We start from the raw sequence: 26,294 nt of genomic DNA on the forward strand, positions 1-26,294 counted from the left end.
ATTCAGTAACCTCCATAACCGGTGCTGTCCGGCGGAGGGGATTTCGTATGGCCACGGTGTGGATGGGGTCGCCGCCTGAGGTCCATTCGGCCTTGTTAAGCAGCGGCCCAGGGCCGGGATCGGTGTTGAGCGCCGCGGCGGCCTGGTCCGCGCTGAGCGGCGAATACGCCGCCGTCGCAGACGAACTCATGACACTGCTGGCGGCGGTCCAGGGCGGAGCCTGGGACGGGCCCACGGCGGATCAATATGTCGCCGCTCATGCGCCCTACCTGGCCTGGCTGACACAGGCGAGCGCGATGAGCACGGACATGGCCGGTCGGCAGGAAACCGTCGCCGCGGCTTATACGACCGCGCTGGCGACCATGCCGACCCTGGTCGAGCTGGCTGCCAATCACACCATCCACGGAGTACTGGTCGCGACCAACTTCTTCGGGATCAACACCATCCCGATCGCCCTCAACGAGGCTGACTACGTGCGGATGTGGATTCAGGCGGCCACCACGATGTCGACGTATCAAGCGGTCGCCGAGGCGGCTGTGCTGTCGGGGCAGCCGAGCACCCCGGCTCCGGAGATTGTGCATTCCGAGGAAGCGGACGATCACGCCGGCCATGACCACGGCGGCGACCCCACTGCGCTGGACTACCTTATCGCCGACATCTTGCGGGTGATCACCGGCGGCCGGGTGATCTGGGACCCGCTGGAGGGCACCGTCAACGGGCTTCCATACGACGCCTACACCAACGCGGCCCAGCCGATCTGGTGGATCGTGCGCGCGCTTGAACTCACTCAGGATTTTCAGACGTTCTTCCGAGAGCTGTTCACCAACCCGGTGGGCGCAATCGAATTCATCGTCGAACTCATGCTGTTCGATTGGCCGACACACATAGCCCAGATCGCGACCTCGCTGAGCCAGTCCCCACAATTGCTGGCCGCCGCGCTGGGTGCCGCCATCGCGAGCTTGGGAGCAGCGACCGGCTTCGCGGGTCTGTCCGGCCTGGCCGGCATCCATCCCGTCGTCCCGGCCGCCGTGCCGCCGGGTCCCGCAGTACCGGCCATGCTTCCGGTCGCCGGGATGGCTCCCACGGTGTCTGTCGCGGCTTCGGTGCCGGCTTCGCCGTCGGCGCCCGCACCGGCACCGAGCACGGTGGCCAGCCCGGCGCCGGCGCCGTCGGCACCCCCGGCGGCCGCCGGTTTCAGCTTCCCATTTCTGGTCGGCGGCGGTCCTGGTATCGGTTTCGGCTCGGGCATGAGCGCGGCCGCCAGCGCGAGCGCCAAAAGGAAAGCGCCAGAACCCGATTCGGCGGCTGCCGCTGCCGCGGCGGCCGCGCGCGACCAGGCCCGGGCGCGCCGGCGGCGGCGGATTGTGGCGCGCGACCATGCCGATGAGTACCTCGACATGGATTCCGATTCCGACCTCCCCCCCGACGACGTGCGGGCTTCGGATCGGGGCGCCGGCCCAGTGGGATTCGCCGGGACGGTGCACAACGCGACGGCAGCCCCGGCAGCGGGCTTGACGGCAGTCACAGCTGAATTCGGTGCCGGTCCACGGGTGCCGATGGTTCCGGGCACCTGGGATCCGGACCCGGTCGCGCCGCCCGGCTAGCTGGGTAGGGTTGGTTGGGTGCGCAGTGAAGGGGACACCTGGGACATCACCACGAGCGTCGGATCGACCGCGCTGTTTGTGGCGGCGGCGCGAGCGCTGGAGGCGCAGAAGCCCGAGCCGCTAGCGGTCGATCCCTACGCGGACGTGTTCTGCCGGGCCGTGGGGGGATCCTGGGCCGACGTGCTGGACGGCAAAGCGCCCGACCACGCCTTGAAGACCGGCGATTTCGGCAAGTTTTTCGTCACCTTCCAGGGCGCCCGCACCAGATACTTCGACGCCTACTTCCGCCGGGCCGCCGACGCCGGCGCGCGTCAGGTGGTCATCTTGGCTGCAGGGCTGGACTCGCGCGCCTACCGGCTTCCGTGGCCGGACGGGACGACGGTTTTCGAGCTGGATCGTCCGCGAGTCCTCGATTTCAAACGCCAGGTACTCGAACAGCACGGCGTCCAACCGCGTGCCGAGCGTCGTGAGATCGCGGTTGATCTCCGCGAAGATTGGCCACAAGCATTGCAGGACAGCGGTTTTGACCCCAACAGTGCCTCGGCGTGGCTCGCCGAGGGACTGCTGATCTATCTGCCGGCCGCTACCCAGGAGCAGCTATTCGTCGGCATCGACCGACTGGCCAGCCTCGGCAGCCACGTCGCGGTCGAGGATGGCGCCCCGCTGCCCGACCACGAGTTCCAGGCCGCGGTCGAAGAAGAACGCGCCGCGACCGCCACCGGGGACGGACGCCAGTTCTTTCAACTGGTTTACAACGAGCAGTGCGCACCGGCCACGGAATGGTTCACCGAACATGGCTGGACGGCGCTGGGTACGCCATTGAACGACTATCTGCGCGAGCTGGACCGGCCGGTACCCGGTCCCGATTCCGACGCCGCACCGATGTTTGCGCGCAACACGCTGGTGAGCGCCACGAAACCGTGAATCTGCGTTGAGTTCGGCATGAATTTGACGTGTGCGCGGAACTTTCCCGGACTGAGCTCCGACGACTCCTAACGGGTGCGTCGTTTGTTGAGCTCGTCCCGGCAAGGAGGGCCACGGGTATGGCGATCTGGATGGCGATACCCCCCGAGGTCCATTCGGCCCAGTTGAGCAGCGGGTCCGGGCCCGGTGGCATGTTGGCCGCGGCCGGCGCATGGCGATTGCTGAGTGCGGAGTATGCGGCCGTGGCCGACGAGTTGCGCGGCGTCCTGGCGGCCGTGCCGGCCGGGGCGTGGCAGGGGCCTACCGCCGCCCGGTATGTGGCTGCCCATCTGCCCTACCTGGCCTGGCTGACCCGTGCCACTGCCAACAGCGCGAGCGCCGCCGCCCGGCACGAGACCGCGGCAGCGGCTTATGCGACGGCACTGGCCGCGATGCCGACCCTGGCCGAACTGGCGGTCAACCATGCGACGCATGCGGTCTTGGTCGCCAGCAACTTCTTCGGGATCAACACCATTCCGATCGCGCTGAACGAGGCCGACTACGTGCGCATGTGGGTCCAGGCGGCCACCGCGATGACTACCTATCAGGCGGTCTCGGCCGCCGCGGTGGACCCCGCGCCGCAGACCGACCCGGCGCCCCCGATCCAGACCGCGCATGCCGACCACGCCGACGGCACCGACCAGACCGACACGGGCGGGGACAACGGCGGAATCGTCGACAACGACGGCGGTGACCCGACCCAGCTGAGTTGGTACGTGAATCGGGTCACCGAGGTGTACCAGACGCTGGCCCAAGACCTGGCGAACTTCCCGCAGGATCCGGCCGGCTCCATCGCGCAGGTCGAGGCCCACATTCCGCTGCTGGTGGCCGACGAGGTCGGTCACCTGGGTGAGGTGATCAACACGTTCACTCCGGAGTTGCAGGGGCTGGCACTCGCCCTGCCAAGTGCCAACCTCGGCTTCTTCGGCGGTGCGGCGGGGCTGAGCGGACTGGCCGGAATCCAGCCCGGCGCGCTCCCTGCGTCGGCGGCACCGGCGCCAGACGTCCCCGAGCCCGCCCTGCACGCCGTCGCGAGCTCGCCGGTCGTCAGTGCGGCGGCCGCGCCGGCCGGTGCCCCGGCCCCGGCGCCGGCTCCGACGGGTGCGCCCGCCACCATCCCCGCGGCCGGAGCCCCGCCGCCGACCGCGGCCGTCGCGGCCGCCCCCTTTCCTTATCTAGTGGGTGGGCCCGGCATCGGTAGCGGCTCGGCGATGGCCGCCGGCGCCGCCCGCAAGGCGCCGGAACCCGATCCGGTGGCGACGCCGGCAGCGGCGGCGGCGTCGGCCGGCGCCGAAGGCCGAGCGCGACGGCGCCGTCGCGCGGCGATGCCGGATCGTGGTTACCGGCACGAGTTTCTGGGTCTCGATGCCTCGGAGCCGCAGCCTGTGGTGGTGCTGGCATCCGACCGTGGTGCGGGGGTACTAGGCTTTGCCGGCACGTCGGCGTCCGGTGCTGCCGCCGACCCGATGGGACTTGCCACTCTGGCCGGTGACGCGTTCGGCGGCGGCGCGGTCAGTCCAATGCTGCCAGGAACCTTTGATAATGAAAATCATATTCAGTAAGCTTCGGTATCCGGATAACACCCAAGGTCAGTGCCACTAGAAGGGGAGTTGCGTGGGGCATCGCACGATCTCGGTCGCCTCGACAGTTAGCTTAGGGAATGCTAACTTCGGGAGGCTTACTTCCGGCGGCATCGGCTTATGACGAACTTGAGTGCAGGAGACAGCAAGGGCGTGGAACGCGGTGATATCGGCATGCTGGCTCATCCACTCGCATCCCGGACCAATGGCCCGGTAAACGGAAAGGTCGATTCGGACGTCGTCAGCCGGTTCGCCACCTGTTGCCGGGCTCTCGGCATCGCGGTGTACCAGCGGCAGCGCCCAGCCGACCTGACCGCCGCCCGCACGGGATTCACCGCGCTCACCCGCATCGCCCATGACCAGTGCGACGCCTGGACCGGACTGGCCGCCGCCGGCGACCAGTCCGTCGCTGTCCTGGAAGCCGTCGCGCGCACCTCGGCCACAGCCGGATTGCTGCAGCGTCAGGTGGAATTGGCGCCCGGCGCGTTGGGCTTTCACTATGACACCGGGCTCTACCTTCGATTCCGCGCTACCGACGCCGACGACTTCAGGCTCGCGTACGCCGCCGCGCTGGCGTCGACACGGGACGTCGGCAACTATGCCAAGGCCAACGACCTGGTCAACGAAATAGCCGCGCGCCGGCCGAGCTGGCGGGAGGCGCGCTGGCTGTCCGTGGTCGTCAACTACCGGGCCGAGCGCTGGTCGACGGTGGTCAAGCTGCTCACCCCGATCGTCAACGATCCCGGTCTCGACGAGGCCTTCACGCACGCCGCCAAAATCACCCTGGGCACCGCGCTGGCCCGGCTGGGCATGTTCGCGCCGGCACTGTCCTATCTCGAGGAACCCGACGGTCCCGTCGCAGTTGCGGCGGTTGACGGCGCGCTGGCCAAGGCGCTGGTGCTGCGTGCCCACGTGGACGAGGAGTCGGCAGCAGAAGTGCTGCAGGACCTGTATGCGGCCCATCCGGAGAACGAACAGGTCGAACAGGCCCTCTCGGATACCAGCTTCGGCATCGTAACCACCACGGCCGGCCGGATCGAGGCTCGTACCGATCCGTGGGATGTCGCGACCGAGCCCAGCGCGGACGACTTCATCGACCCTGCGGCGCACGAACGCAAGTCCGCGCTGCTACACGAAGCCGAGCGTCAGCTCGCCGAATTCATCGGTCTCGACGAGGTCAAGAACCAGGTCTCGCGGCTGAAGAGCTCGGTGGCCATGGAGCTGGTGCGCAAGCAGCGTGGACTGGCGGTCGCCCAGCGCACCCACCACCTGATCTTCGCCGGCCCCCCGGGAACCGGTAAGACGACGATTGCCCGCGTCGTCGCCAAGATCTATTGCGGCCTAGGGCTTTTGAAGCGGGAGAACATTCGCGAAGTGCACCGCGCCGATCTGATCGGCCAGCACATCGGCGAGACCGAGGCCAAGACCAACGCCATCATCGACAGCGCACTGGACGGAGTGCTGTTCCTCGACGAGGCCTACGCCCTGGTGGCCACCGGCGCCAAGAACGACTTCGGCCTGGTGGCCATCGACACGCTGCTGGCGCGGATGGAAAACGACCGCGACCGGCTGGTGGTGATCATCGCGGGCTACCGCGCCGATCTGGACAAGTTCCTGGACACCAACGAGGGCTTGCGGTCGCGCTTCACCCGCAGCATCGACTTCCCGTCGTACACGTCGCATGAGCTGGTGGAGATCGCGCACAAGATGGCTGAGCAGCGCGACAGCTTCTTCGAAGAGTCGGCGCTGCAGGATCTGGAGGCGTTGTTCGCCAAGCTGGCCTCGGCGACGACACCCGACGCCAACGGAATCTCGCGGCGCAGCCTGGACATCGCCGGCAACGGCCGGTTCGTGCGCAACATCGTCGAGCGCTCCGAAGAGGAACGTGAATTCCGGCTCGACCATTCAGAACACGCCGGAACCGGCGAATTCAGCGACGAGGAACTGATGACGATCACCGCCGCCGACGTGGGCAAATCGGTCGAGCCGCTACTGCGCGGTCTGGGACTCTCGGTGCCGGCATGACCAACAATGAGCCGTCCGGCGAATGGGCCGAAGCGCGGCGCTCATTCGCGTCCCGGACACCGGCCAACGACAACCCCGACAAGGTGGTGTACCGGCGCGGTTTCGTCACCCGGCATCAGGTGACCGGCTGGCGGTTCGTGATGCGGCGCATCGCTTCCGGTATCGCGCTGCACGACACCCGGATGCTCGTCGACCCGTTGCGCACCCAGTCCCGCGCGATCCTGATGGGCGCGCTGCTGCTGGTCACCGGACTGGTTGGCTGCTTTGTGTTCTCGCTGATCCGGCCCAACGGGCAGGCGGGGACCAACCCGGTGCTCGCCGATCGCTCGACCGCGGCTTTGTATGTGCGTGTGGGCGACGAGCTGCACCCGGTGCTCAACCTGACCTCGGCCCGGCTCATCGCGGGCAAACCGGTCAACCCGACGACGGTGAAAAGCACTGAGCTGGACCGGTTTCCGCGCGGCAACCTGATCGGTATCCCGGGCGCGCCCGAGCGCATGGTGCAAAGCACCTCGCACGACGCGGACTGGACGGTGTGCGATGCGGTCAGCGGAGCCGGTGGGCGTGCCGCGAGCACCGGGGTCACGGTGGTCGCCGGGGCACCCGACAGCACCGGCCCGCGGGCGGCCACACTCGGTGCCGGACAAGCGATCCTGGCCGACAACGGCGGCGGCACCTGGTTGCTGTGGGACGGCAAACGCAGCCGCATCGACCTGGCCGATCACGCCGTAACGAGTGCTCTCGGGCTGGGCGCCGAGGCGCCGCGGCCCATCGCCCTTGGGCTGTTCAACGCGATACCCGAGGCGCCGGCGCTGACCGCTCCGATGATCCCCAATGCCGGCACCCCGGCGAACTTCGCCGTGCCGGCGCCGATCGGGGCGGTCGTCACCGCGTACTCGCTGGACAAGACTCCACCCGACAGCTACTACGCGGTCGCACCCGACGGCCTGCAACCGATCTCGCCGGTGCTGGCCGCGATCCTGCGCAACACCAATTCCTATGGCCTGCAACAGCCGCCGCGCCTGGGCGCCGACGAGGTGGCCAAGCTGCCCGTCTCTCGGTTGCTGGACACCACGCGCTACCCGGCCCAGCAGGTCAGCCTCGTCGATGCGGCCCGCAGCCCGGTTGCCTGTGCCTTCTGGAGCAAGCCGGCCGGGGCGGCCACCAGCTCGTTGACCTTGTTGTCCGGCTCGGCGCTGCCGGTGGCCGAGGCGGTGCGCACCGTCGAGCTGGTCGGCGGCGTGGCGCCGGGAGTGGCCACCCGTGTCGCGCTGCCGCCCGGCACGGGGTATTTCACCCAGACCGTGGGTGGCGGCGCGGCCGCACCGGCCACCGGGTCACTGTTCTGGGTCTCCGATACCGGCGTGCGCTTCGGCATCGACACCGAAGGCGAAGCCGGGCGCAAAACCGTTGAGGCCCTTGGCCTGCAAGCACCTGCGCTCTCGATACCGTGGTCCGTACTGTCGTTGTTCGCACCCGGGCCGACGCTGTCGCGCACCGACGCGCTGCTCGCGCACGACGGCCTGCCACCCGACACCAAGCCCGGCCGCCCCGCGGCGGCAGAGGGGGAGCCCCGATGAGCCGACTGATCTTCGAGGCGCGCCGACGGCTGGCGCCGCCGAGCACTCGCAAGGGCACCATCGCCATCGAGGCGCCGCCCGAGCTGCCCCGGGTGATTCCCCCGTCGCTGCTGCGCCGGGCGTTGCCCTACATGATCGGCATCCTGATCGTCGGCATGATCGTCGCCCTGGTCGCCACCGGGATGCGGGTGATCTCCCCGCAGACGCTGTTCTTCCCGTTCGTGCTGTTGTTGGCGGCCACCGCGCTGTACCGCGGTAATGACAACAAGATGCGCACCGAGGAGGTCGACGCAGAGCGCGCCGACTATCTGCGCTACCTGTCGGTGATCCGGGACAACATTCGGGCTGCGGCAGCCGAACAGCGCGCGGCCGCGCAGTGGTCGCATCCCGAGCCGGCTGCGCTGGCAGCGGTGCCTGGTTCGCGCCGGCAATGGGAGCGCGATCCGCACGACCCCGACTTCCTGGTGGTGCGAGCCGGGCGCGACTGTGCGCCGTTGGCGATCGCGTTGCGGGTCAACGACATCGCCGACGAGATCGACCTGGAGCCGGTGTCGCACAGCGCATTACGCGGTTTGCTCGATACCCAGCGCACGGTGCGCGACGTGCCGACTGGCATCGACCTGACCAAGGTTTCGCGGATCACTGTCACCGGGGACGGGGCTGACGTGCGTGGCGCGTTGCGCGCATGGATCGCCCAGGCGGTGACCTGGCACGACCCGACCGTACTCGGGGTGGCGCTGGCCACCCGTGATCTGGAATGCCCCGACTGGTCCTGGCTGAAGTGGCTGCCGCACGTGGACATTCCCGGGCAGGTCGACGGCGTCGGCCCGGCCCGCTACCTGTCCACCGATCCCGACGAGCTGGTCGTGCGGCTTGGCCCGGCACTCGTGGACCGTCCCGCCTTCACCGGTACCCGGGCAGATGCGTTGCGGCACTTGCTGATCGTCGTCGACGACCCCGACTATGATCTGGCCGCCTCGGCACTGGCGGTGGGCCGCGCGGGGGTCACAGTGCTACACATCTGCGCCACCCAGCCGCATCGCGAGCAGTACTCGGACCCGGAAAAGCCGATCCTGCGCGTCGGCGGTGGCGCCATCCAGCGCTGGCAGACCGGCGGCTGGGCGCCCTTCATCGAGGCCGCCGACCAATTCGGCGCGCAGGAGGCTGCCCATCTGGCCCGGCGGTTGTCGCGGTGGGACTCCAACCCCACCCACGCCGGGCTGCGCTCGGCGGCCACCCGCGGCGCGAGTTTCACTACGCTGCTCGGCATTTCGGATGCCTCGCAATTGGATGTTCCCGCGCTATGGGCACCGCGCGGTCGCGACGAGGAGTTGCGCGTCCCGATCGGCGTCACCGCCACCGGCGAACCGCTGTTCTTCGATCTCAAAGACGAAGCCGAGGGCGGGATGGGTCCGCACGGCCTGATGATCGGTATGACCGGCTCGGGCAAGTCGCAGACCCTGATGTCGATTCTATTGGCGCTGTTGACCACTCACTCCGCCGACCGGCTGATCGTCATCTACGCCGACTTCAAGGGTGAGGCCGGGGCCGACAGCTTCCGGCACTTCCCCCAGGTAGTCGCGGTGATCTCGAACATGGCCGAGAAGAAGTCGCTGGCCGACCGGTTCGCCGACACGCTGCGTGGTGAGGTGGCCCGGCGTGAGGTGCTGCTGCGCGAGGCGGGCCGCCGCGTGCAGGGCAGCGCGTTCAACTCGGTGACCGAATACGAGAGCGCTGTCGCTGCCGGACATGAGTTGCCGCCGATCCCAACGCTTTTCGTGGTTGCGGACGAGTTCACCCTGATGCTGGCCGATCATCCGGAATACGCGGAGCTGTTCGACTACGTGGCCCGCAAGGGCCGCTCGTTCCGCATCCACATCTTGTTCGCGTCGCAGACGCTGGACGTCGGCAAGATCAAGGACATCGATAAGAACACCTCCTACCGGATCGGTTTGAAGGTGGCCAGCGCCAGTGTTTCTCGCCAGATCATCGGTGTGGAGGATGCCTACCACATCGAGGCCGGCAAGGAGCACAAGGGCGTGGGCTTCCTGGTGCCCGCACCCGGCGCGACGCCGATCAAGTTCCGCAGCACCTACGTAGACGGCATCTACGAACCCCCGCAGCAGGTGAAAGCTCTTGTGGTGCAATCCAGTCCGGAACCCAAGTTGTTCAGTGCCGGTGCGGTGGAGCCCGATCCGGGCACCGTCATCTCGGGGGCGGACGAGGAAGCGCCGATGGGCCCGCCGCGCAAGCTGATCGCGACCATCGGCGAGCAATTGGCGAGCTACGGGCCACGCGCGCCGCAACTGTGGCTGCCGCCGCTGGACGAATCCATTCCGCTGACCTCGGTGCTGGCGCGGGCCGGCGTGCCGGGCGGAAAGTGGCGCTGGCCACTTGGTGAGATCGACAAGCCCTTCGAGATGCGGCGCGACCCGCTGGTGTTCGACGCGCGGTCCGCGGCCGGAAACATGGTGATCCACGGCGGTCCCAAATCCGGTAAATCGACTGCGCTGCAAACCTTCATCCTGTCGGCTGCGGCCCTGCACTCGCCGCACGAGGTCAGTTTCTACTGCCTGGACTACGGCGGTGGGCAACTGCGCGCACTGGAGAACCTGGCGCATGTCGGCAGTGTGGCCTCGGCGCTGGAACCCGAACGCATCCGGCGCACCTTCGGCGAGCTGGAGCAGCTGCTGCTGTCCAGGCAGCGGCGGGAAGCATTCCGCGACCGGTCCGCGAACGGCAACGGCAACGGGAACGGCTCTGCTCCCGGCGACGACGGTTTCGGTGAAGTGTTCCTCGTCATCGACAACCTGTACGCTTTCGGACGCGACAACACCGACCAGTTCAACACGCGTAATCCGTTGCTGGCCAAGGTGACTGAACTTGTCAACGTCGGCCTGGCATACGGCATCCACGTGATCATCACCACCCCCAGCTGGCTGGAGGTGCCGCTGGCCATGCGCGACGGGCTTGGGCTGCGCCTCGAACTCAGGCTGCACGACGCCCGCGACAGCAACGTGCGGGTCGTGGGCGCGCTGCGCCGCCCGGCCGAGGCCGTCCCGCACGACCAGCCGGGTCGCGGATTGACCATGGCCGCAGAGCATTTCCTGTTCGCGGCTCCCGAGCTGACTCAAATCGCCGCGATCAATGCCCGCTACCCCGGTCTGACGGCTCCACCGGTACGACTGCTGCCCACCAACCTGGCAACCGAAGAGGTGGGCAAGCTGTACCGCGGACCGGGACAAGTGGTCATTGGCCAGCGCGAGGAAGACCTGGCGCCGGTGGTGCTCGACTTCGCCGAGAACCCGCTGCTGATGGTGTTCGGGGACAGCAAGTCAGGAAAGACCACTCTGCTGCGCCACCTCATCCGCACGATTCGCGAACATTCCACCGCAGACCAGGTGGCATTCACGGTGTTCGATCGCCGGCTGCATCTGGTCGATGAGCCGTTGTTCCCCGACAACGAGTACACCGCCAACATCGACCGGATCATTCCGGCAATGATCGGCCTGTCCAACCTCATCGAGTCGCGGCGGCCGCCGGCGGGCTTGTCGCCCGCGGAGCTGGCGCGCTGGTCCTATGAGGGCCACACCCATTACCTGATCATCGATGACGTCGACCAAATCCCGGATGCCGCGGCGATGAGCGGGCCGTACGTCGGGCAACGCCCGTGGACTCCGCTGCTGGGCCTGCTTTCCCAGGCCGCCGATTTGGGCCTGCGGGTGATCGTGACGGCGCGTGCGTCCGGCTCGGCGCACGGGTTGATGACGAACCCGTTGCTGCGGCGCTTCAACGACCTTCAGGCAACGACGCTGATGCTGGCCGGCAATCCGGCCGATAGCGGCAAGATCCGTGGTCAGCGGTTCGGCCGGCTGCCCGCGGGCCGGGCGATGTTATTGGGTGACAGCGACAGCCCCACGTACGTGCAGTTGGTCAACCCGTTGGTCGGTGCGGCCGCGATATCTGGTGAAACGCAACAGGAGGGAAGCTAGTCATGACGCTGCGAGTGGTTCCCGAGGGGCTGGCTGCGACCAGCGCGGCGGTGGAGGAGCTGACTGCGCGATTGGCCGCCGCACACGCGAGCGCGACTCCATTGATCACCGCGGTGGCCCCACCGGCGGCCGATCCGGTGTCGCTGCAGACGGCGGCCGGGTTCAGCGCCCAGGGCCAGGAACACGCCGTCGTAGCGGCCCAAGGGGTTGAAGAGCTCGGTCGTGCCGGTGTCGGGGTCGGCGAAGCCGGCGCCGGTTATCTCGCCGGTGATGCCGCGGCCGCCGCGACCTACGGGATCGCCGGCGCCTGACCATGTTTGGGCCCATTTGGATCGCTTCGCCGCCGGAGGTGCATTCGGCGTTGCTGAGCAGTGGTCCGGGGCCGGGGTCGCTGCTGGCGGCCGCCGGAGCCTGGAACTCGCTCAGTGCCGAATACGCCTCGGCGGCAGCCGAACTCAGTGGGCTGCTGGGAGAGGTTCAAGCGGATGCCTGGGAGGGGTCGAGCGCCGAACAGTACATGGCCGCGCATCTGCCTTACCTGAGTTGGCTGATTCAGGCCAGCGCCGATGCGGCCGGTGTGGCGGCCCGGCACGAGACGGCCGCTGCCGCCTATACCACTGCCCTGGCCGCAATGCCTACGCTTGCCGAGCTGACCGCCAACCACATTATCCACGGCGTGTTGGTGGCAACGAATTTCTTTGGCATCAACACGATTCCGATCGCCCTTAACGAAGCCGACTATCTGCGGATGTGGCTGCAGGCCGCCGCGGCCATGGGCCTGTATCAGGCGGCCTCGGGTGCAGCGCTTGCCTCGGCGCCCCGCACCACCCCGGCACCCGTTGTGGTCCGGCCGGGTGCTGCCCAGGCGGCCGACCCCTGGCAGTGGCTCGTGCAGATGCTCGAGCAGCTGTTGAAGGCCTACATCGACTCGTTCGCCTGGATGTACCAACTCATCTTCGAGTTCCTGCAGCATCCCATTCAGAACACGATCAAGATCATCGTCGCCTTCCTGACCAATCCGTGGGCGGCGATCATCACCTACGGCCCGCTGCTGTTCGCGCTGGGCTACCAGGTCTTCTTCAACCTGGTCGGCTGGCCCACCTGGGCGATGATTTTGAGCTCTCCCTTCCTGTTGCCCATCGGGCTCAGTCTGGGGCTCAGCGCAATAGCGTTGCTGCCCACCGAGGTTGCCCCGCTTTTGGTACCGGTGGCCGGGGTGGCGCCGCTGGTCACCGCCGCCGGGCCGACGTGGCCGGTGGCATCAGTGGCACCAACGGTGGCCGGCACGGCCGGGGCATCGGCGCCGGCGGGTGCGGGTGCTTCCGCGGGAGCCGCGCCCGTTTCGGCCGCTCCGGCCAGCGCGAGTTTTGCCTACGCGGTGGGCGGTGGCGCCGATTGGGGTACCGGGTTCGGGCCGACGTTGGGTCCCCGCAGTGGCGCCAAGGCGCCCGCGGCGACGGTTCCGGCGGCCGCTGCGGCAGCGGCAAGCCGGGCACAGTCCCGGGCACGCCGGCGCCGGAAAACCGAATTGCGCGACTACGGCGACGAATACCTGGACCTGGGGGCCGACATCGGCATCACGCCCGATTACGGTGTGCAGGAGTCGAATTCGGGTGCCTCGATGCTGGGGTTCGCCGGGACGGCTATCCAGGAGCCGGTGCTGCAGGCGGCCGGATTGGCGGCGCTCGGCGGCGACGAGTTCGGCGGCGGTCCCACCGTGCCGATGATGCCGGGCACCTGGGATCAGGCTGCAGATGGAAGGGGGCCGCAAAGTTAAACGCATGCCGAATCGAGTGGACCTGGAAAAGTTGAAAGGAGAGACACTATGAGTCTTTTGGATGCACACATTCCCCAGTTGGTGGCCTCGCAGTCGGCGTTCGGCGCCAAGGCGGGACTGATGCGGCACACCATCGGTCAGGCCGAGCAGGCGGCGATGTCCGCGCAGGCGTTCCACCAGGGCGAGTCCGCGGCGGCGTTCCAGGCCGCGCACGCGCGTTTCGTCGAGGTGGCGGCCAAGGTCAACACCCTGCTCGACATCGCACAGGCGAACCTGGGTGACGCGGCGGGCACCTATGTGGCCACCGACGCCGCCGCAGCGTCGACTTACACGGGCTTCTGACCCGCCGTTCACAGCGAAAGGACTTGTGATGTCACAGATCATGTACAACTACCCGGCGATGCTGGCGCACGCGGGGGATATGGCGGGTTACGCCGGAACCATGCAGGGGCTGGGCGCCGACATCTCAGCCGAGCAGGCCGCGTTGTCCAATGCCTGGCAGGGTGACACCGGAATGACGTACCAGGCGTGGCAGGTGCAATGGAACCAGGCCATGGAAGACCTGGTGCGCGCCTACCAGTCGATGGCCAGCACGCACGAGGCCAACACCACGGCCATGATGGCGCGTGACGGGGCCGAAGCCGCCAAATGGGGCGGTTAACCGTTTAGATGCAGTCAGAGCCCAACGCCGTCGAACTGACGGTCGATCACGCCTGGTTCATCGCGGAAACCGTCGGGGCGGGCAGCTTCCCCTGGGTGCTAGCCATCACCACACCGTATTGCGATGCCGCGCAGCGCAATACATTCTTCGATCGTCAGCGCGCTGAACTGACCCAGCTGGGTCTGATGTCGGAATCGGGGGTCATCAACCCGGCGGTCGCCGACTGGATCAAAGTGGTCTGTTTCCCCGACCGGTGGCTCGATCTGCGCTTCCTGGGGCCCGGTTCAGCCACCGGATCGGATGAGTTGCTGCGCGGTATCGTCGCGCAACGCACCGGCGGCAAAACGGTGGTGGCATTGCGTAGCGCGCAGTTGATCACCTTCACCGCAATGGATATCGACGACGCGCGGGCGCTGGTTCCGGTTCTCTGTGTCGGGCTGGCCCAGCGGCCACCGGCCGCGTTCGAGGAATTCAGCATGCCGACGCGGGTGGGCGCCCGGGCCGACGAGCGATTGCGGTCCGGCACGCCCCTGGCCGAAGTCCTTGAGTTTCTGGGTATTCCGGCGTCGGCCCGACCGGTGGTGGAGTCGGTGTTCTCCGGACCGCGCAGCTACGTCGAGATCGTCGCCGGCTGTAACCGCGATGGCCGGCACACCACCACCGAGGTCGGGCTGAGCATCGTCGACACAACGGCGGGACGGGTGCTGGTCAGTCCGTCCCGGGCATTCGACGGCGAATGGGTTTCGACCTTCGCTCCCGGAACTCCGTTCGCAATCGCCGTCGCGGCCGAACAGCTGACCGCCTGCCTGCCGGACGGGCCATGGTTCGCCGGTCAGCGGTTATCCCGAGATTTCTCCGGTCAAACCTCCTGAAGTCCTCCCGAAACCAGAAAGAGAGCACGATGTCTGCGCAACGGCCCCAACGTATCTGGAGGGTTCGATGACGTCCGGAACAGTCATGCCGATCGTCCGCGTCGCCATCCTGGCGGAATCCAGGCTGACGGAGATGGCCCTGCCCGCGGAGTTGCCGCTGCGCGAAATCCTGCCGGCGGTGCAGCGGCTGGTGGTTCCCGCCACCAACGACGCCGACGGCGGCGAGCCCGAAGCCGGCGCGGCCGTGCACCTGAGCCTGGCGCCCATCGGGGGCGCACCGTTCAGCCTGGACGCCAGTCTGGACACGGTCGGCGTCGTCGACGGTGATCTGCTTGCGCTGCAGCCGGTACCCGCCGGCCCGGCCGCACCGGGCATCGTCGAGGACATCGCCGATGCGGCCATGATCTTCTCGGCGTCGCGGCTAAAGCCCTGGGGCACAACGCATATCCAGCGCGGCGCACTGGCCGCCGTGATCGCGGTGACGCTGCTGGCCACCGGTCTGTCGGTCACCTACCGGTTGGCCACCGGTGCGCTGGCCGGCCTGGTGGCCGTCAGTGGAATCGCGGCGGTGATCGCGATAATCGGGTTGCTGATCTCAGCTCGCAGCCCACGCACCGGGATCGCGCTATCGGTCGCGGCGCTGGTGCCCATCGGCGCCGCGCTGGCGCTGGCGGTGCCGGGCAGGTTCGGCCCGGCCCAGGTAATGCTGGCCGCAGCCGGGGTGACGGCGTGGTCGCTGATCGCGCTGATGGTCCCCAGCGCCGAACGCGAGCGCGCCGTCGCCTTCTTCACCGCGGTGGCGGTCCTCGGTGCCGGGATACTGCTGGTCGCAGGTGCGTTACTGCTCTGGCAGCTCCCGCTGCACAGCATCGGTTGCGGGCTGATCGTGGCCGCGCTGTTGGTCACCATCCAGGCGGCTCAGCTGTCAGCGCTGTGGGCGCGTTTCCCGTTGCCGGTCATCCCGGCGCCGGGGGATCCCACCCCGTCGGCTCCTTCGCTGCGGGTGCTCGAGGACCTGCCGCGGCGGGTTCGTGTCAGCGACGCCCACCAAAGCGGTTTCATCGCCGCGGCCGTGCTGCTCAGCGCGCTGGGATCGGTGGCGATCGCGCTGCGTCCGGACACCTTGAGCGTGGTGGGCTGGTACGTGGTGGCCGCAACGTCGGCCACCGCCGCGCTGCGGGCGCGGGTGTGGGATTCGGCGGCGTGCAAGGCGTGGCTGTTGGCTCAGCCCCATCTGGTGGCTGGCACTCTGCTGCTGATCTACACGGCAACCGGGCACTACGCCGCTGCCCTGGTTGCGGCGCTGGTGCTGGCCGTGCTGGTGCTGGCCTGGGTTGTCGTCGCGCTCAACCCGGGCATCGCGTCGCCGGACAGCTACTCGCTGCCGCTGCGGCGGCTGCTGGGGTTCGTCGCCGCCGGCCTGGACGCGTCGCTGATCCCTGTGATGGCCTACCTGGTCGGTCTGTTCACCTGGGTGCTCAATCGATGATGCGTGCCGGATCGGCTTGCTGCACTGCGGCTTTGACCGTCGCGGTGTGGGCCGCTCCGCCGGCGTTGGCGATCACTCCGCCGGTGGTCGACACCGCGACGGCGCCGCCGAGCGGAACGCCCGGGCCGGTGCAGTCGATGGAGCAGCGCGGTCCGTGCAGCGTTTCCGGCGCTATCCCGGGCACCGACCCGGGCCTCCCGACACCCAGCCAGGCGATGCTGAATCTGCCTGCGGCATGGCAGTTTTCCCGCGGCGAGGGCCAGCTGGTGGCGGTCATCGACACCGGGGTACAGCCGGGCCCGCGGTTGCCCAACGTCGATGCCGGTGGTGACTTCGTGGACACGACCGACGGGCTCACCGATTGCGACGGGCACGGCACGCTGGTCGCCGGCATCGTCGCCGGCCAACCGGGTGACGACGGATTCTCCGGAGTCGCGCCGGCCGCGCGGGTGCTGGCCATCCGGGTGACGTCGGCCAAGTTCTCACCGCAGACACCTGGCGGGGATCCGCTGCTGGCGCGCGCCTCGCTGGACATCGTCGCGCTGGGCCGGGCCATCGTGCACGCCGCCGACCGCGGCGCGCGGGTGATCAACATCTCCGCGATCACCTGCCTGCCCGCCGATCGGGCCGTTGACCAGGCCGCCCTCGGCGCGGCGATCCGGTATGCGGCGGTGGAAAAGGACGCCGTGATCGTGGCGGCCGCGGGCAACAGCGGCCCGACCGGTTCGGCCGCGGGGGGCACGTCGTGCGATTCCAATCCGCTTACCGACCTGAGCCGTCCGGAGGATCCCCGCAACTGGGCCGGCGTCACGTCGGTCTCCATCCCGTCGTGGTGGCAGCCCTACGTGTTGTCGGTGGGCTCGCTGACCCCGGATGGGCACCCGTCGAAATTCACCATGGCCGGGCCGTGGGTAGGTATCGCGGCGCCCGGCGAGAACATCGCGTCGGTGAGCAACGCGGACTCCGGGGGACTGGCCAATGGGCTGCCCGACGAGCACCGGCAGCTGGTCGCGCTCAGCGGCACCAGCTACGCGGCGGGTTACGTCTCGGGCGTGGCGGCGCTGGTCCGCAGCAAGTATCCCGGGCTGCCGGCCACGGAGGTGGTGCGCCGCCTCACTGCAACCGCGCACAACGGCGGCCGCGACCCGTCCAACATCGTCGGCGCCGGCAGCGTCGACCCGGTGGCGGCGCTGACCTGGCAACTGCCCGCCGGCAACCAGCCCGCGGCGCCGGCGAAACCGGTAGCCCTCCCGCCGGCTCCGGCGCCTAAGGACAACACCCCGCGCAACATCGCATTCGCCGGAGCCGGCGCGCTGGCGTTGGTGGTCGCGCTCACCGCCGTGACCGTGGCGATATCGCGCCGACGAAAGGAGCCCACCCCGTGAGCATCCCGCGTCCCGGAAGCGGCCGGATCACCCTGGCCCTGCTGGCCGTGGTTCCCGCCGTGCTGGCCTACCCGTGGCAGACGACACGTCACTACTGGCTGCTCGGCATCGCCGCCGCGGTGGTGATCGTGCTGTTCGGCTGGTGGCGCGGACTGTACTTCACCACCATGCTGCGCCGCCGGTGCGCGATCATCGGCAGGCGGCGCGGGGTCACCGACCGCGGAAGCGACACGCGCAGCACGGCGCTGCTGTGGGTTAAGCCCCCGGCTGCCGACGCCGACCTGCCGCCGGTGCCGTTGATCGCCCGCTACCTGGACGCCTACGGAATCCGCGCGGACACCATCCGGATCACCAGCCGCGACACCGCGGCCGGCGAACGTCAGACCTGGATCGGGCTGACCATCTCGGCTACCGACAACCTGGCGGCGCTGCAGGCGCGCTCGGCGCGCATTCCGCTGCACGAGACCGCCGAGGTCGCCGCGCGCCGGCTCGCCGATCACCTGCGTGAGATCGGCTGGGAAGCCGGCACGGTTGTGCCCGAGGACATCCCGGTGCTGGTGGCCGCGGATGCCCGCGAAACCTGGGCCGCGCTGTGCCAAGGCGACTCGGATTACCTTACGGCGTACGGGATTTCCAATGCCGTGGAGTTGCCGGAAACGTTGGCCGCGATCCGGGCGCATCCGGCCCGCGAGACATGGACTGCGTTGGAAATCGCCGGTGACCGAAGCAATTACACCGTTGCCGCGGCCTGCGCCTTCCGGACCGACGAGCGGCCGGGCGGCCCCCCGCCGGTGGCAGGTCTGATCGTCCAACGCGGGCAACAACTTCCGGCGCTGCTGGCGATGGATCCGCCGGCGACCCGGCGACTGGCCGCGGCCCGCTAGTCGAACATGAAGCCGTGCAGGAACGGCGTCATCCGCCGCAGATAGTCCAGCTGGCTCACGTGCAGGACGTGGTTGCCGGGGAACCAGTGCAGCGCGCACTTGTCCCAATGCTCCCAAAGCATTACGGCGTGGTCGGGTGGAGCCATTCGATCGCCCAGGCCGGTGATGATCATCCGGCGCTCTTTGGGCAGCAGCGGCGGGTAATTCATCGGGCCGTGATAGGACAGCCCCGCCGCCAGCTCGGCTCGGCTGATGCTTGACAGCCGCAAGCCCAGCCCGACCAGCTTGCTGGCCGGGAACCACTGATCGAACAACTTCCCGGGCATGACGACCGGGCAGTTGGGGATGACCGCCTCGAGCCGGTCTTCAACCGAGGCCACCAGCGCGGAGGTGTAGCCGCCCAACGATATTCCGGTCAGCGCGATGCGCTCGACCCCGATGCGGCGCAGGTAGTCCACCACGGAGCGAAAGTCGTGCACCGCCTGGGCCATCGACTCGGCGAAGCCGGACAGGCCGCTGGAGAAAAAGCCGTAACCACTGAACGGGGAATGCTTTTCGGCCCGCTTACTGTGAAAAGGCAACGTGTACAACAGCACGTCGTAGCCGGACCGGTAATACCAGGGCAGCGAGAAGAACAGCCCATTGAGCAAGTAGGACGACCCCATGAAGCCGTGAATGACACATAGCGTGGGGCGTGGCCCGTCGTCATGGCGCCAATGCTGGGCGCGCACGATGTTGTTGGCAGTCAACGTGCTCCACTGCTTGCGCAGGTTGGGGTTGATCGCGCGGAAGCTGCTGGGGAAGGAGATGTTGTCGACGGTGCCGTGCGCGATCCACTCCGCCAGTGGGCTGGCGCGCCGGGACGCGACCCGGGGCGGTTCCGCCGGTGGCGGAAACGACTTCGCCGGATCGTGTTCGGCCGCAAGCTCTGCATAGAAGTTCAGGTTGCTGCGCTCACTGCCGGCATCGGCACGGCGAATGGCGGTGGCGACGACGGCGGGCGCCACGGTGGTGCAGAGCACCGAAGAAACCGCGGTGCGCAGCGCGATGTCCCCGATCGCCGACGACTCGACGACCAGGCGCTGGCGCGGCGACAGCGCCGAGAGTGGCGGCAGACCCTCGGCGCCGGCGTCGGCACCGGGAACGTTGGGAAGGGGGACTGGCGGGTCGATCGGGTCGGCTGGACTATCAGCCCCGATTTCACCGTTATGCATGGCCCCCGACGCCTCCGAGGTCTCAGACATCTTCTCGATGGTAACCCGGCCGCCACCGGTACGGTTTGTCTATACGCCCGGCGAGTGACGGTGTTGATCAGGAGGACCGCCATGTGGGATCCCGACGTCTACCTGGCCTTTGCCGATCATCGGAGCCGCCCGTTCTACGACTTGCTGTCCCGGGTGGGCGCCGAGCGGGCCCGGCGGGTGGTCGACCTCGGCTGCGGCCCCGGACACCTGACGAAGTACCTGGCGCGACGTTGGCCCGAGGCGGTCATCGAGGCCATGGACAGCTCGCCGGAGATGGTGGCCGCCGCCCGGGAACGCGGCATCGACGCCACCACCGGCGACCTGCGGACCTGGAAGCCGCAGCCCGACACCGACGTAGTGGTGAGCAACGCCGCCCTGCACTGGGTGCCCGAGCACTCCGACGTGCTGGTCCGGTGGGCCGGCGAGCTCGCCCCCGGATCGTGGATCGGTGTGCAGATCCCGGGCAACTTCGAAACGGCGTCACATGCCGCCGTGCGGGCGCTGGCCCGCCGCGAACCCTTCGCAACAGTGATGCGCGACATACCCTTTCGGGTGGGAGCGGTGGTGCACCCGCCGACGCAATACGCCGACCTGCTGATGGACGCCGGATGCAAGGTCGATGTCTGGGAGACGACATACCTGCACCAGCTCACCGGCGAGCACCCGGTGCTGGAATGGATCACCGGCACGGCGCTGGTCCCGGTGCGCGAACGGCTCGACGAGCAGGGCTGGGAACAGTTCCGCCAGGAGCTCATCCCGCTGCTCGACGACGCTTATCCGCGCCGCGCCGATGGCACCACCATCTTCCCGTTCCGGCGGTTGTTCATCGTGGCCGAAGTGGGTGGCGCACGCCGCTCAGCCGGGTAGCTCGATGCCGCGGTCGACGGCGATCGCCGAGCGGCTGGTCGGCGTCCGGTGGTGGATCTGCAGATACGTTTCGGTATAGCGCTCGGCAATGCGGGTGCCGGCGAAATCCGATGGTATGACGTCGTTGGTCCGTTGCCGCCAATCGTTGAGCCGGACAGCGAGATCGGCGGCGATCGCGTGCATGTCCTCGCTGTGGGCACCTACCAGCAGATTGTTCGTCTCGGTGGGGTCGTTGCGCAGATCGTAGAGTTCGCGTTCGGGACGGGGCGCGGTGACAAACGGCGCGACGGCCTGCCCGGATGGACTCGCCTCGATGTCCCACGGCAAATCCAGCAGCGGCCGCGGGACGTAGTTTTCGATGTAGCTGTATTCCTTGGTGCGTATCGCCCGGATCGGATCGAATGAGTCGTGATAGGTCTTCGTGGTGAACACCTGGTCACGCGCCGGGTCGGCGTGCACGTTCGGCGCCAGGATGGCGTGGGCATGTGAGACACCCTCGACTTCGGCCGGTACCTCCAGGCCCAGCAGGCTCAGCAGCGTGGGAACCAGATCCACCCCGCTGAACAGCTCGTCATAGACGCGGGGCGGCACCATTCGGCGGGCGGGCGGGCGGATGATCATCGCGATGCCCGTTCCGGCTTCGTACAGCGTGGATTTCCCCCGCGGGAAGGCCGCCCCGTGATCGGTGAAGAACACCACCCAGGTGCTGGCGTCCAGTCCGGTTTCGGCCAGTGTGTCCAGCAACCGGCCCACCGCGGTGTCGGCGGTGACGATGGACCCATAAAAATCCGCGAGATCCTGGCGCACATCTGGGGTGTCGGGAAGGTGATCCGGTACTTCGACGGCGGCGCTGTCGGCCGGTTCGTACCGCTCGCGCGGATAGGGGCGGTGGGTTTCGAAGAACCCGGCCGTCAACAGGAACGGTTGCCCGGTGAGGGTCGGGGCGCTGTCGCGCAACCAATCTTGGGTCTTGTCGACGACGTATTCGCAGTAGGAATTCGACACGTCGAATTCGTCGAAGCCCAGCCGCGCCGGGTAGGACGTCTCGTGTTGCATCCCGAAAAGAGCCGAGTACCAACCGGATTCAGCCAGCAGCTGCGGCAGGGTCCGGACGTCGTTGCGGTACTCCCAGCCGTGGTGGGCCAGCCCCACCAACCCATTGCTCTGCGGGTAGCGGCCGGTGAACAGCGATCCCCGCGACGGCGTGCACAACGGTGCCGTGGCGTGCGCCCTGGTGAATAGAATGCCTTGGGCGGCAAGCTGATCCAGCCGTGGGCTGTAGACATCCGAGTGACCGTAGGCCCCCAGATAACGTCCCAGGTCGTGCCAATGCACGATGAGCACGTTGTCCGGTGCGTCGTTGGGCACTTCATCGGTCATTTGCTGCCGCCCATCCGTTCTCCGACACGAACTCTGACAAGGGTCGCGCGAACGCCCAGCCGTCCAATTCCAGCGCGGGCCGATCCGGGAACTCGGGCACCGGGCCAAGACAGAGGATGGCCACCGGTTCGGCGTCGTCCGGCAGGTGCAGCAGGGCCGCCAGCGCACCCGGATCGAACAGGGACACCCAGCCCATGCCAAGACCTTCCGAGCGGGCGGCCAGCCACAGATTCTGAATTGCGCACGATACCGACGCCAGATCCATCTGCGGCAACGTGCGCCGGCCGAAGACGTGCGCGTCGCGGCCCTCGCCCAGCGCGACAACCAGCAACTCGGCGCACTCGAGAATGCCCTCGACCTTCAGCGCCAGAAACTCCTCGCCTCGCGGGCCAAGGGCGCGAGCGGTCAGCCCCCGCTCCTGATCCACCAGCGCGTGGATCCGCTCGCGCAGCCGATCGTCGGTGATGCGAATGAAGCGCCACGGCTGCATCAGCCCCACGCTGGGCGCCGCGTGCGCGGCTTGGAGCAGTCGCGCCAGTACTTTTTCGGGCACCGCGGCGCCGGGCAGGAAGCGGCGCATGTCTCGCCGTTCGGAAATCACGCGATATACGGCCTGCCGCTCCGATGCCGTAAACGCGTGATCCACGATCACGGACTATAGGTGACACCCACTGCGCGGAAGACGTACTCAGGCGGCACATCGAAGGCTAGCGACCGCCGCGGCAGGCGGTTGAGCACGTCTTCTGGGATGTCGGCCTTGAAATGCAGCGAAAGCTCACCGTGAAACTTTGGATCCACCTTGGCGACATCGAGGTCGAGTTGCAGCCCCGTCTCCGAAATCTCGGCCGTCGCGGCGCCGGTCTGCGCTGCGTCCCAGCGGACGTCTATGACCCGGCCGGCCAGCTTCGGCACCACCGACAGCGTCCCCAGCACCCGCTGCGAGGTGAAGGCCAGCGATCCCACGTAGCTAGCGATGCTGCCCACCGAGCGAAAACCCGGGATGGTACCGCTGAACCGCCTGGTCACCGCGACGTACTCGGCTAGATAGAGCAGGCCTTCGGCTTCGACCTGAGCCCGCAGATCGTCCGGCAATTTGCCCACGCCGAACCACTTCCGCACAATCACCGCCATGACGCCAGTATGCGGCCGTTTGGCGGTCGGTGCATGGACCGCCGCTGCGGTGGCCCTCGTGATCTACGCCGTGCTCTGGGTTGGGCACCTGCACAATTGGGCCTGGCTGCACGCTTTCGATTGGGCGCTGTTGAACCCCGCGCACGACATCGGAATCAAGCATTCGTCCTGGGTGCGCTGCTGGGAAGTGGTGTCCTTCGTCCTGGGTCCCGCCGTGCTACGACCGTTGGGTTTCGTGGTGGCCGCGGTCTCGCTGGTGCAGCGCAACTTCCGGATGGCGCTGTTGCTGTTGGTGTGCGCGCCGCTGAATGGGCTCATCACGACGGTGGCCAAGGATCTGGTGGGGCGCCCCAGGCCGGCGACCGCGCTGGTCTACGCGTCCTCCACGTCGTTTCCGTCCGGGCACGCGCTGGAATCGATGGCAAGTTTGCTGGCGCTGCTGGTTTTCGTCCTGCCGTTGCTCAGAACCCAGGCTTTGCGGGTCGCCGCGATCGCGGCGGCCGCGGTGTGTGTGGTCCTCGTCGGCATCGCGCGGGTCGCGTTGAACGTGCACCACCCGTCGGACGTGATCGCCGGCTGGGCGCTTGGATACGTGTATTTCCTGGTGTCCCTGTGGATCTTTCGGCCCCAGCTGGTTTGGTCACGGCAGGGTGACTCAACCGCTGCTGAACCTTTACTTGACCCTAAGGTTTAGCCGCCCTGACCATTGAGCGATGCGCCGACTGGTAGCTCTGCTGTGTGCTGCGGTGTGCGTTGCAACTGCGGCCGTGATGTTTGCGCCGGTGACGCTGGCGGCCGGCAACCCGTGGTTCGCGAACTCCGTCGGCAACGCCACGCAGGTGGTTTCGGTGGTCTCCACCGGCGGGTCGAACGCGAAGATGGATATCTATCAGCGCACCGCGGCCGGCTGGCAGCCGCTGAAAACCGGCATTCCCACCCACGTCGGCTCGGCGGGAATGGCACCCCAGGCAAAGAGCGGCTATCCCGCCACGCCCATGGGTGTGTACAGCCTCGACTCCGCGTTCGGCACCGCGCCCAACCCCGGCGGCGGGCTGCCCTATACCCAGGTCGGACCCAATCACTGGTGGAGCGGCGACGACGGCAGCCCTACCTTCAACAGCATGCAGGTGTGCCAGAAGGCGCAGTGCCCGTTCAATACGGCCGAAAGCGAGAACCTGCAGATCCCGCAGTACAAGCATTCGGTGGTGATGGGCGTCAACAAGAACAAGACGCCCGGCGGCGGTTCGGCGTTTTTCTTCCACACCACCGACGGCGGCGCCACCGCGGGTTGTGTGGCGATCGACGACGCCACCCTGGTGCAGATCATCCGCTGGCTGCGGCCCGGAGCGGTGATCGCGATCGCCAAGTAGGCGTTAAAGGGCTACCGCGCGGCCGGCTTTGACCTTGAAGTCGAGTGCCTTCAGCGACATCGTCGCGTCGTAGGTCCGGTCGTAGCCGGTGGCGCTGATCTTCCAGCCGTCCTCGGTGCGCCGGTACTCATCGCGGTAGAAGGCCGCGCCGATCAGCATGAAGTCGAAGTCGGCGGCGATGACGCGGTCCTGTAGGTACCAAGTTCCTGTCGCGGTATCGCCGGTCACGGTGATCTCCGGGTGGGTCACTCGATGTTCGGTGAGGATGGCCGGTCCCAGCGAATTGCGCATGAAGTCCACCAAGTCCGCGCGATTGGTGAAATGCAACTCCTCACCCAGCGACGGCCCATAGTCGCCGCGCACGTCGTCGGTCAAGGTGTCGGCGAAGTCGTCCCAGTGCTTGGTGTCCAGCGCACGCAGGTAGCGGTACTTGATTCGTTTGATCGCTTCTAGGTCGGCTGCCAGATCGTGGGGGCTCATCACGTCATTGCAGCACAAAATCAGCAAAACGGCGGAGCGCATGCTCCACCTGCGATACGCTCGTAGCGCCTGAGTAACGAGGCGGACGGGCAAGTCCGGAGGTGCCATGTGTCGTTCGTAGTGGCGATTCCTGAGTCGGTTTCGGGTGCCGCGAACGGCCTGGCGAGCATCCAGTCGGCGATCGCCGCGGCGAATGCCGCCGCTGTGGCCTCGACTACGGAGCTTCTTGCCGCGGGTGCCGACGAGGTATCGGCGAGCATCGCGGCGCTATTCAGTGCGCATGGCCAGAAATATCAGGCCCTGAGTTCGGCGGCGACGGAGTTCCACCGTCAGTTTGTGCAGATGCTGAACGGGAGCGCTGCTTCGTATGCCGGCGCCGAGGCGACCAGCGTCCAGCAAAGCTTGCTCGACGCGATCAATGGACAGTCCCTGGCGTGGTTAGGCCGCCCCGTGATTGGCGACGGAGCCAACGGCGGCCCGGGGCAGGACGGCAAGCAGGGCGGTCTGTTGTTCGGCAACGGCGGCGCCGGCGGTGCCAGCACCACCCCCGGGATGGCCGGCGGCAAGGGGGGCGACGCCGGGCTCATCGGCAATGGCGGCGCTGGCGGCGCCGGTGCTGCCAGCAGTGTGGGCGTCAACGGGACCAACGGGGGGGCCGGCGGAAGCGGTGGATGGCTACACGGCGACGGTGGTGCCGGTGGTGTCGGCGGAGTCGCATCGACGGCGGGAGCAATACCGGGCACCGGCGGCGCCGGGGGCGACGCCCGGGGCCTATTCAGCACCGGCGGTTTCGGCGGCTGGGGCGGTGCCGCCAGTAACGCCGGCAATGGCGGGACCGGCGGTAACGGTGGCGGCGGCGGAGTCATTGGCAACGGCGGTGTAGGCGGGATGGGCGGGGGCGCTGCCCTCGGCGCTACCGGTGGTACTGGCGGAAACGGTGGCGCGGCGGGATGGTTAGCCGGCTGGGGTGGACCGGGCGGCAGCGGCGGAATGTGGGGCGGCGCCGACCC

The 26,294-nt window shown here is 68.0% G+C and carries 23 protein-coding genes; 18 read left to right on the plus strand and 5 right to left on the minus strand.

The features are described 5' to 3' along the window. The first annotated feature begins 47 nt into the window (after window positions 1-47). From AWC27_RS20860 to eccE, 14 genes are all read left to right on the plus strand, one after another. The gene (locus tag AWC27_RS20860; protein WP_085672230.1) at window positions 48-1,604 is read left to right on the plus strand and encodes a PPE family protein; all 1,557 of its coding nucleotides are present in this window, start codon (window positions 48-50) and stop codon (window positions 1,602-1,604) included. A gap of 18 nt (window positions 1,605-1,622) precedes the next feature. After that, the gene (locus AWC27_RS20865) at window positions 1,623-2,528 is read left to right on the plus strand and encodes a class I SAM-dependent methyltransferase (RefSeq protein WP_085672231.1); all 906 of its coding nucleotides are present in this window, start codon (window positions 1,623-1,625) and stop codon (window positions 2,526-2,528) included. Between the two features lie 119 nt (window positions 2,529-2,647). Then, window positions 2,648-4,129 (plus strand): PPE family protein, encoded by a 1,482-nt coding sequence (locus tag AWC27_RS20870; protein WP_085672232.1) that lies wholly within the window; start codon window positions 2,648-2,650, stop codon window positions 4,127-4,129. Between the two features lie 171 nt (window positions 4,130-4,300). Continuing rightward, on the plus strand, window positions 4,301-6,172 hold the full coding sequence (gene eccA / locus AWC27_RS20875) for a type VII secretion AAA-ATPase EccA (protein WP_085672253.1): 1,872 nt from the start codon (window positions 4,301-4,303) through the stop codon (window positions 6,170-6,172). Next, window positions 6,169-7,752 (plus strand): type VII secretion protein EccB, encoded by a 1,584-nt coding sequence (gene eccB, locus AWC27_RS20880; protein ID WP_085672233.1) that lies wholly within the window; start codon window positions 6,169-6,171, stop codon window positions 7,750-7,752. The genes eccA and eccB overlap by 4 nt, the downstream gene beginning before the upstream one ends. Then, window positions 7,749-11,744, plus strand: a complete 3,996-nt coding sequence (gene eccCa, locus AWC27_RS20885) for a type VII secretion protein EccCa (RefSeq protein ID WP_085672234.1) — start codon at window positions 7,749-7,751, stop codon at window positions 11,742-11,744. The genes eccB and eccCa overlap by 4 nt, the downstream gene beginning before the upstream one ends. Before the next feature lie 2 nt (window positions 11,745-11,746). Continuing rightward, window positions 11,747-12,055 carry a PE family protein gene (locus AWC27_RS20890; protein ID WP_085672235.1) on the plus strand — a complete coding sequence of 103 codons (309 nt, stop codon included), beginning with the start codon at window positions 11,747-11,749 and terminating at the stop codon, window positions 12,053-12,055. Between the two features lie 2 nt (window positions 12,056-12,057). After that, entirely contained in the window at window positions 12,058-13,521 is a 1,464-nt protein-coding gene (locus tag AWC27_RS20895; protein WP_085672236.1) for a PPE family protein, read from the plus strand. A 48-nt stretch (window positions 13,522-13,569) separates the two neighbouring features. After that, window positions 13,570-13,863, plus strand: coding sequence for a type VII secretion system protein EsxG (gene esxG, locus AWC27_RS20900; RefSeq protein WP_085672237.1), 294 nt, complete (start codon window positions 13,570-13,572; stop codon window positions 13,861-13,863). 28 nt (window positions 13,864-13,891) lie between these two features. After that, complete coding sequence (locus tag AWC27_RS20905) at window positions 13,892-14,182, plus strand: WXG100 family type VII secretion target (RefSeq protein WP_083113884.1); 291 nt, start codon at window positions 13,892-13,894, stop codon at window positions 14,180-14,182. A gap of 8 nt (window positions 14,183-14,190) precedes the next feature. Continuing rightward, window positions 14,191-15,054, plus strand: coding sequence for an ESX secretion-associated protein EspG (locus tag AWC27_RS20910; RefSeq protein ID WP_085672238.1), 864 nt, complete (start codon window positions 14,191-14,193; stop codon window positions 15,052-15,054). 67 nt (window positions 15,055-15,121) lie between these two features. Further along, the gene (gene eccD / locus AWC27_RS20915; protein ID WP_085672239.1) at window positions 15,122-16,543 is read left to right on the plus strand and encodes a type VII secretion integral membrane protein EccD; all 1,422 of its coding nucleotides are present in this window, start codon (window positions 15,122-15,124) and stop codon (window positions 16,541-16,543) included. Next, entirely contained in the window at window positions 16,540-17,928 is a 1,389-nt protein-coding gene (gene mycP, locus AWC27_RS20920) for a type VII secretion-associated serine protease mycosin (RefSeq protein ID WP_085672240.1), read from the plus strand. Before eccD ends, mycP begins: the two co-directional genes overlap by 4 nt. Next, window positions 17,925-18,812, plus strand: a complete 888-nt coding sequence (gene eccE / locus AWC27_RS20925; RefSeq protein ID WP_139837130.1) for a type VII secretion protein EccE — start codon at window positions 17,925-17,927, stop codon at window positions 18,810-18,812. Before mycP ends, eccE begins: the two co-directional genes overlap by 4 nt. Here the strand turns inward: eccE and AWC27_RS20930 are convergent. Further along, window positions 18,809-20,026, minus strand: coding sequence for an alpha/beta hydrolase (locus AWC27_RS20930; protein WP_085672242.1), 1,218 nt, complete (start codon window positions 20,024-20,026; stop codon window positions 18,809-18,811). The two genes, eccE and AWC27_RS20930, sit on opposite strands and share 4 nt — an antisense overlap. A gap of 111 nt (window positions 20,027-20,137) precedes the next feature. Between AWC27_RS20930 and AWC27_RS20935 the strand changes: the two genes are divergently transcribed. Continuing rightward, a complete protein-coding gene (locus tag AWC27_RS20935; RefSeq protein ID WP_085672243.1) occupies window positions 20,138-20,923 on the plus strand; it encodes a trans-aconitate 2-methyltransferase in 786 nt (261 codons plus the stop codon). Here the strand turns inward: AWC27_RS20935 and AWC27_RS20940 are convergent. From AWC27_RS20940 to AWC27_RS20950, 3 genes are read right to left on the minus strand one after another with little or no spacing between them, the layout of a single operon-like run. Beyond that, window positions 20,912-22,303, minus strand: a complete 1,392-nt coding sequence (locus AWC27_RS20940; protein WP_085672244.1) for a sulfatase family protein — start codon at window positions 22,301-22,303, stop codon at window positions 20,912-20,914. The two genes, AWC27_RS20935 and AWC27_RS20940, sit on opposite strands and share 12 nt — an antisense overlap. Then, on the minus strand, window positions 22,293-22,952 hold the full coding sequence (bluB, locus tag AWC27_RS20945) for a 5,6-dimethylbenzimidazole synthase (protein ID WP_085672254.1): 660 nt from the start codon (window positions 22,950-22,952) through the stop codon (window positions 22,293-22,295). The genes AWC27_RS20940 and bluB overlap by 11 nt, the downstream gene beginning before the upstream one ends. Continuing rightward, window positions 22,952-23,434: a hypothetical protein gene (locus AWC27_RS20950; RefSeq protein WP_085672245.1), complete on the minus strand. Its 483-nt coding sequence runs from the start codon at window positions 23,432-23,434 to the stop codon at window positions 22,952-22,954. Before AWC27_RS20950 ends, bluB begins: the two co-directional genes overlap by 1 nt. Here AWC27_RS20950 and AWC27_RS20955 point away from each other — a divergent pair. Both AWC27_RS20955 and AWC27_RS20960 read left to right on the plus strand, forming a co-directional pair. Beyond that, a complete protein-coding gene (locus tag AWC27_RS20955) occupies window positions 23,433-24,128 on the plus strand; it encodes a phosphatase PAP2 family protein (protein ID WP_085672246.1) in 696 nt (231 codons plus the stop codon). The two genes, AWC27_RS20950 and AWC27_RS20955, sit on opposite strands and share 2 nt — an antisense overlap. Before the next feature lie 19 nt (window positions 24,129-24,147). Beyond that, window positions 24,148-24,804: a L,D-transpeptidase family protein gene (locus AWC27_RS20960; RefSeq protein ID WP_085672247.1), complete on the plus strand. Its 657-nt coding sequence runs from the start codon at window positions 24,148-24,150 to the stop codon at window positions 24,802-24,804. Between the two features lie 3 nt (window positions 24,805-24,807). Here AWC27_RS20960 and AWC27_RS20965 read toward each other — a convergent pair whose 3' ends face one another. Next, window positions 24,808-25,302: a nuclear transport factor 2 family protein gene (locus tag AWC27_RS20965; RefSeq protein WP_085672255.1), complete on the minus strand. Its 495-nt coding sequence runs from the start codon at window positions 25,300-25,302 to the stop codon at window positions 24,808-24,810. A gap of 90 nt (window positions 25,303-25,392) precedes the next feature. On the opposite strand from AWC27_RS20965, the gene AWC27_RS20970 reads away from it, so the two are divergent. Then, window positions 25,393-26,294: PE family protein (locus tag AWC27_RS20970; RefSeq protein WP_139837131.1), on the plus strand; the 902-nt coding region annotated here is incomplete at its 3' end.

It is taken from the genome of Mycobacterium szulgai, from assembly GCF_002116635.1.
Lineage (GTDB): Bacteria > Actinomycetota > Actinomycetes > Mycobacteriales > Mycobacteriaceae > Mycobacterium > Mycobacterium szulgai.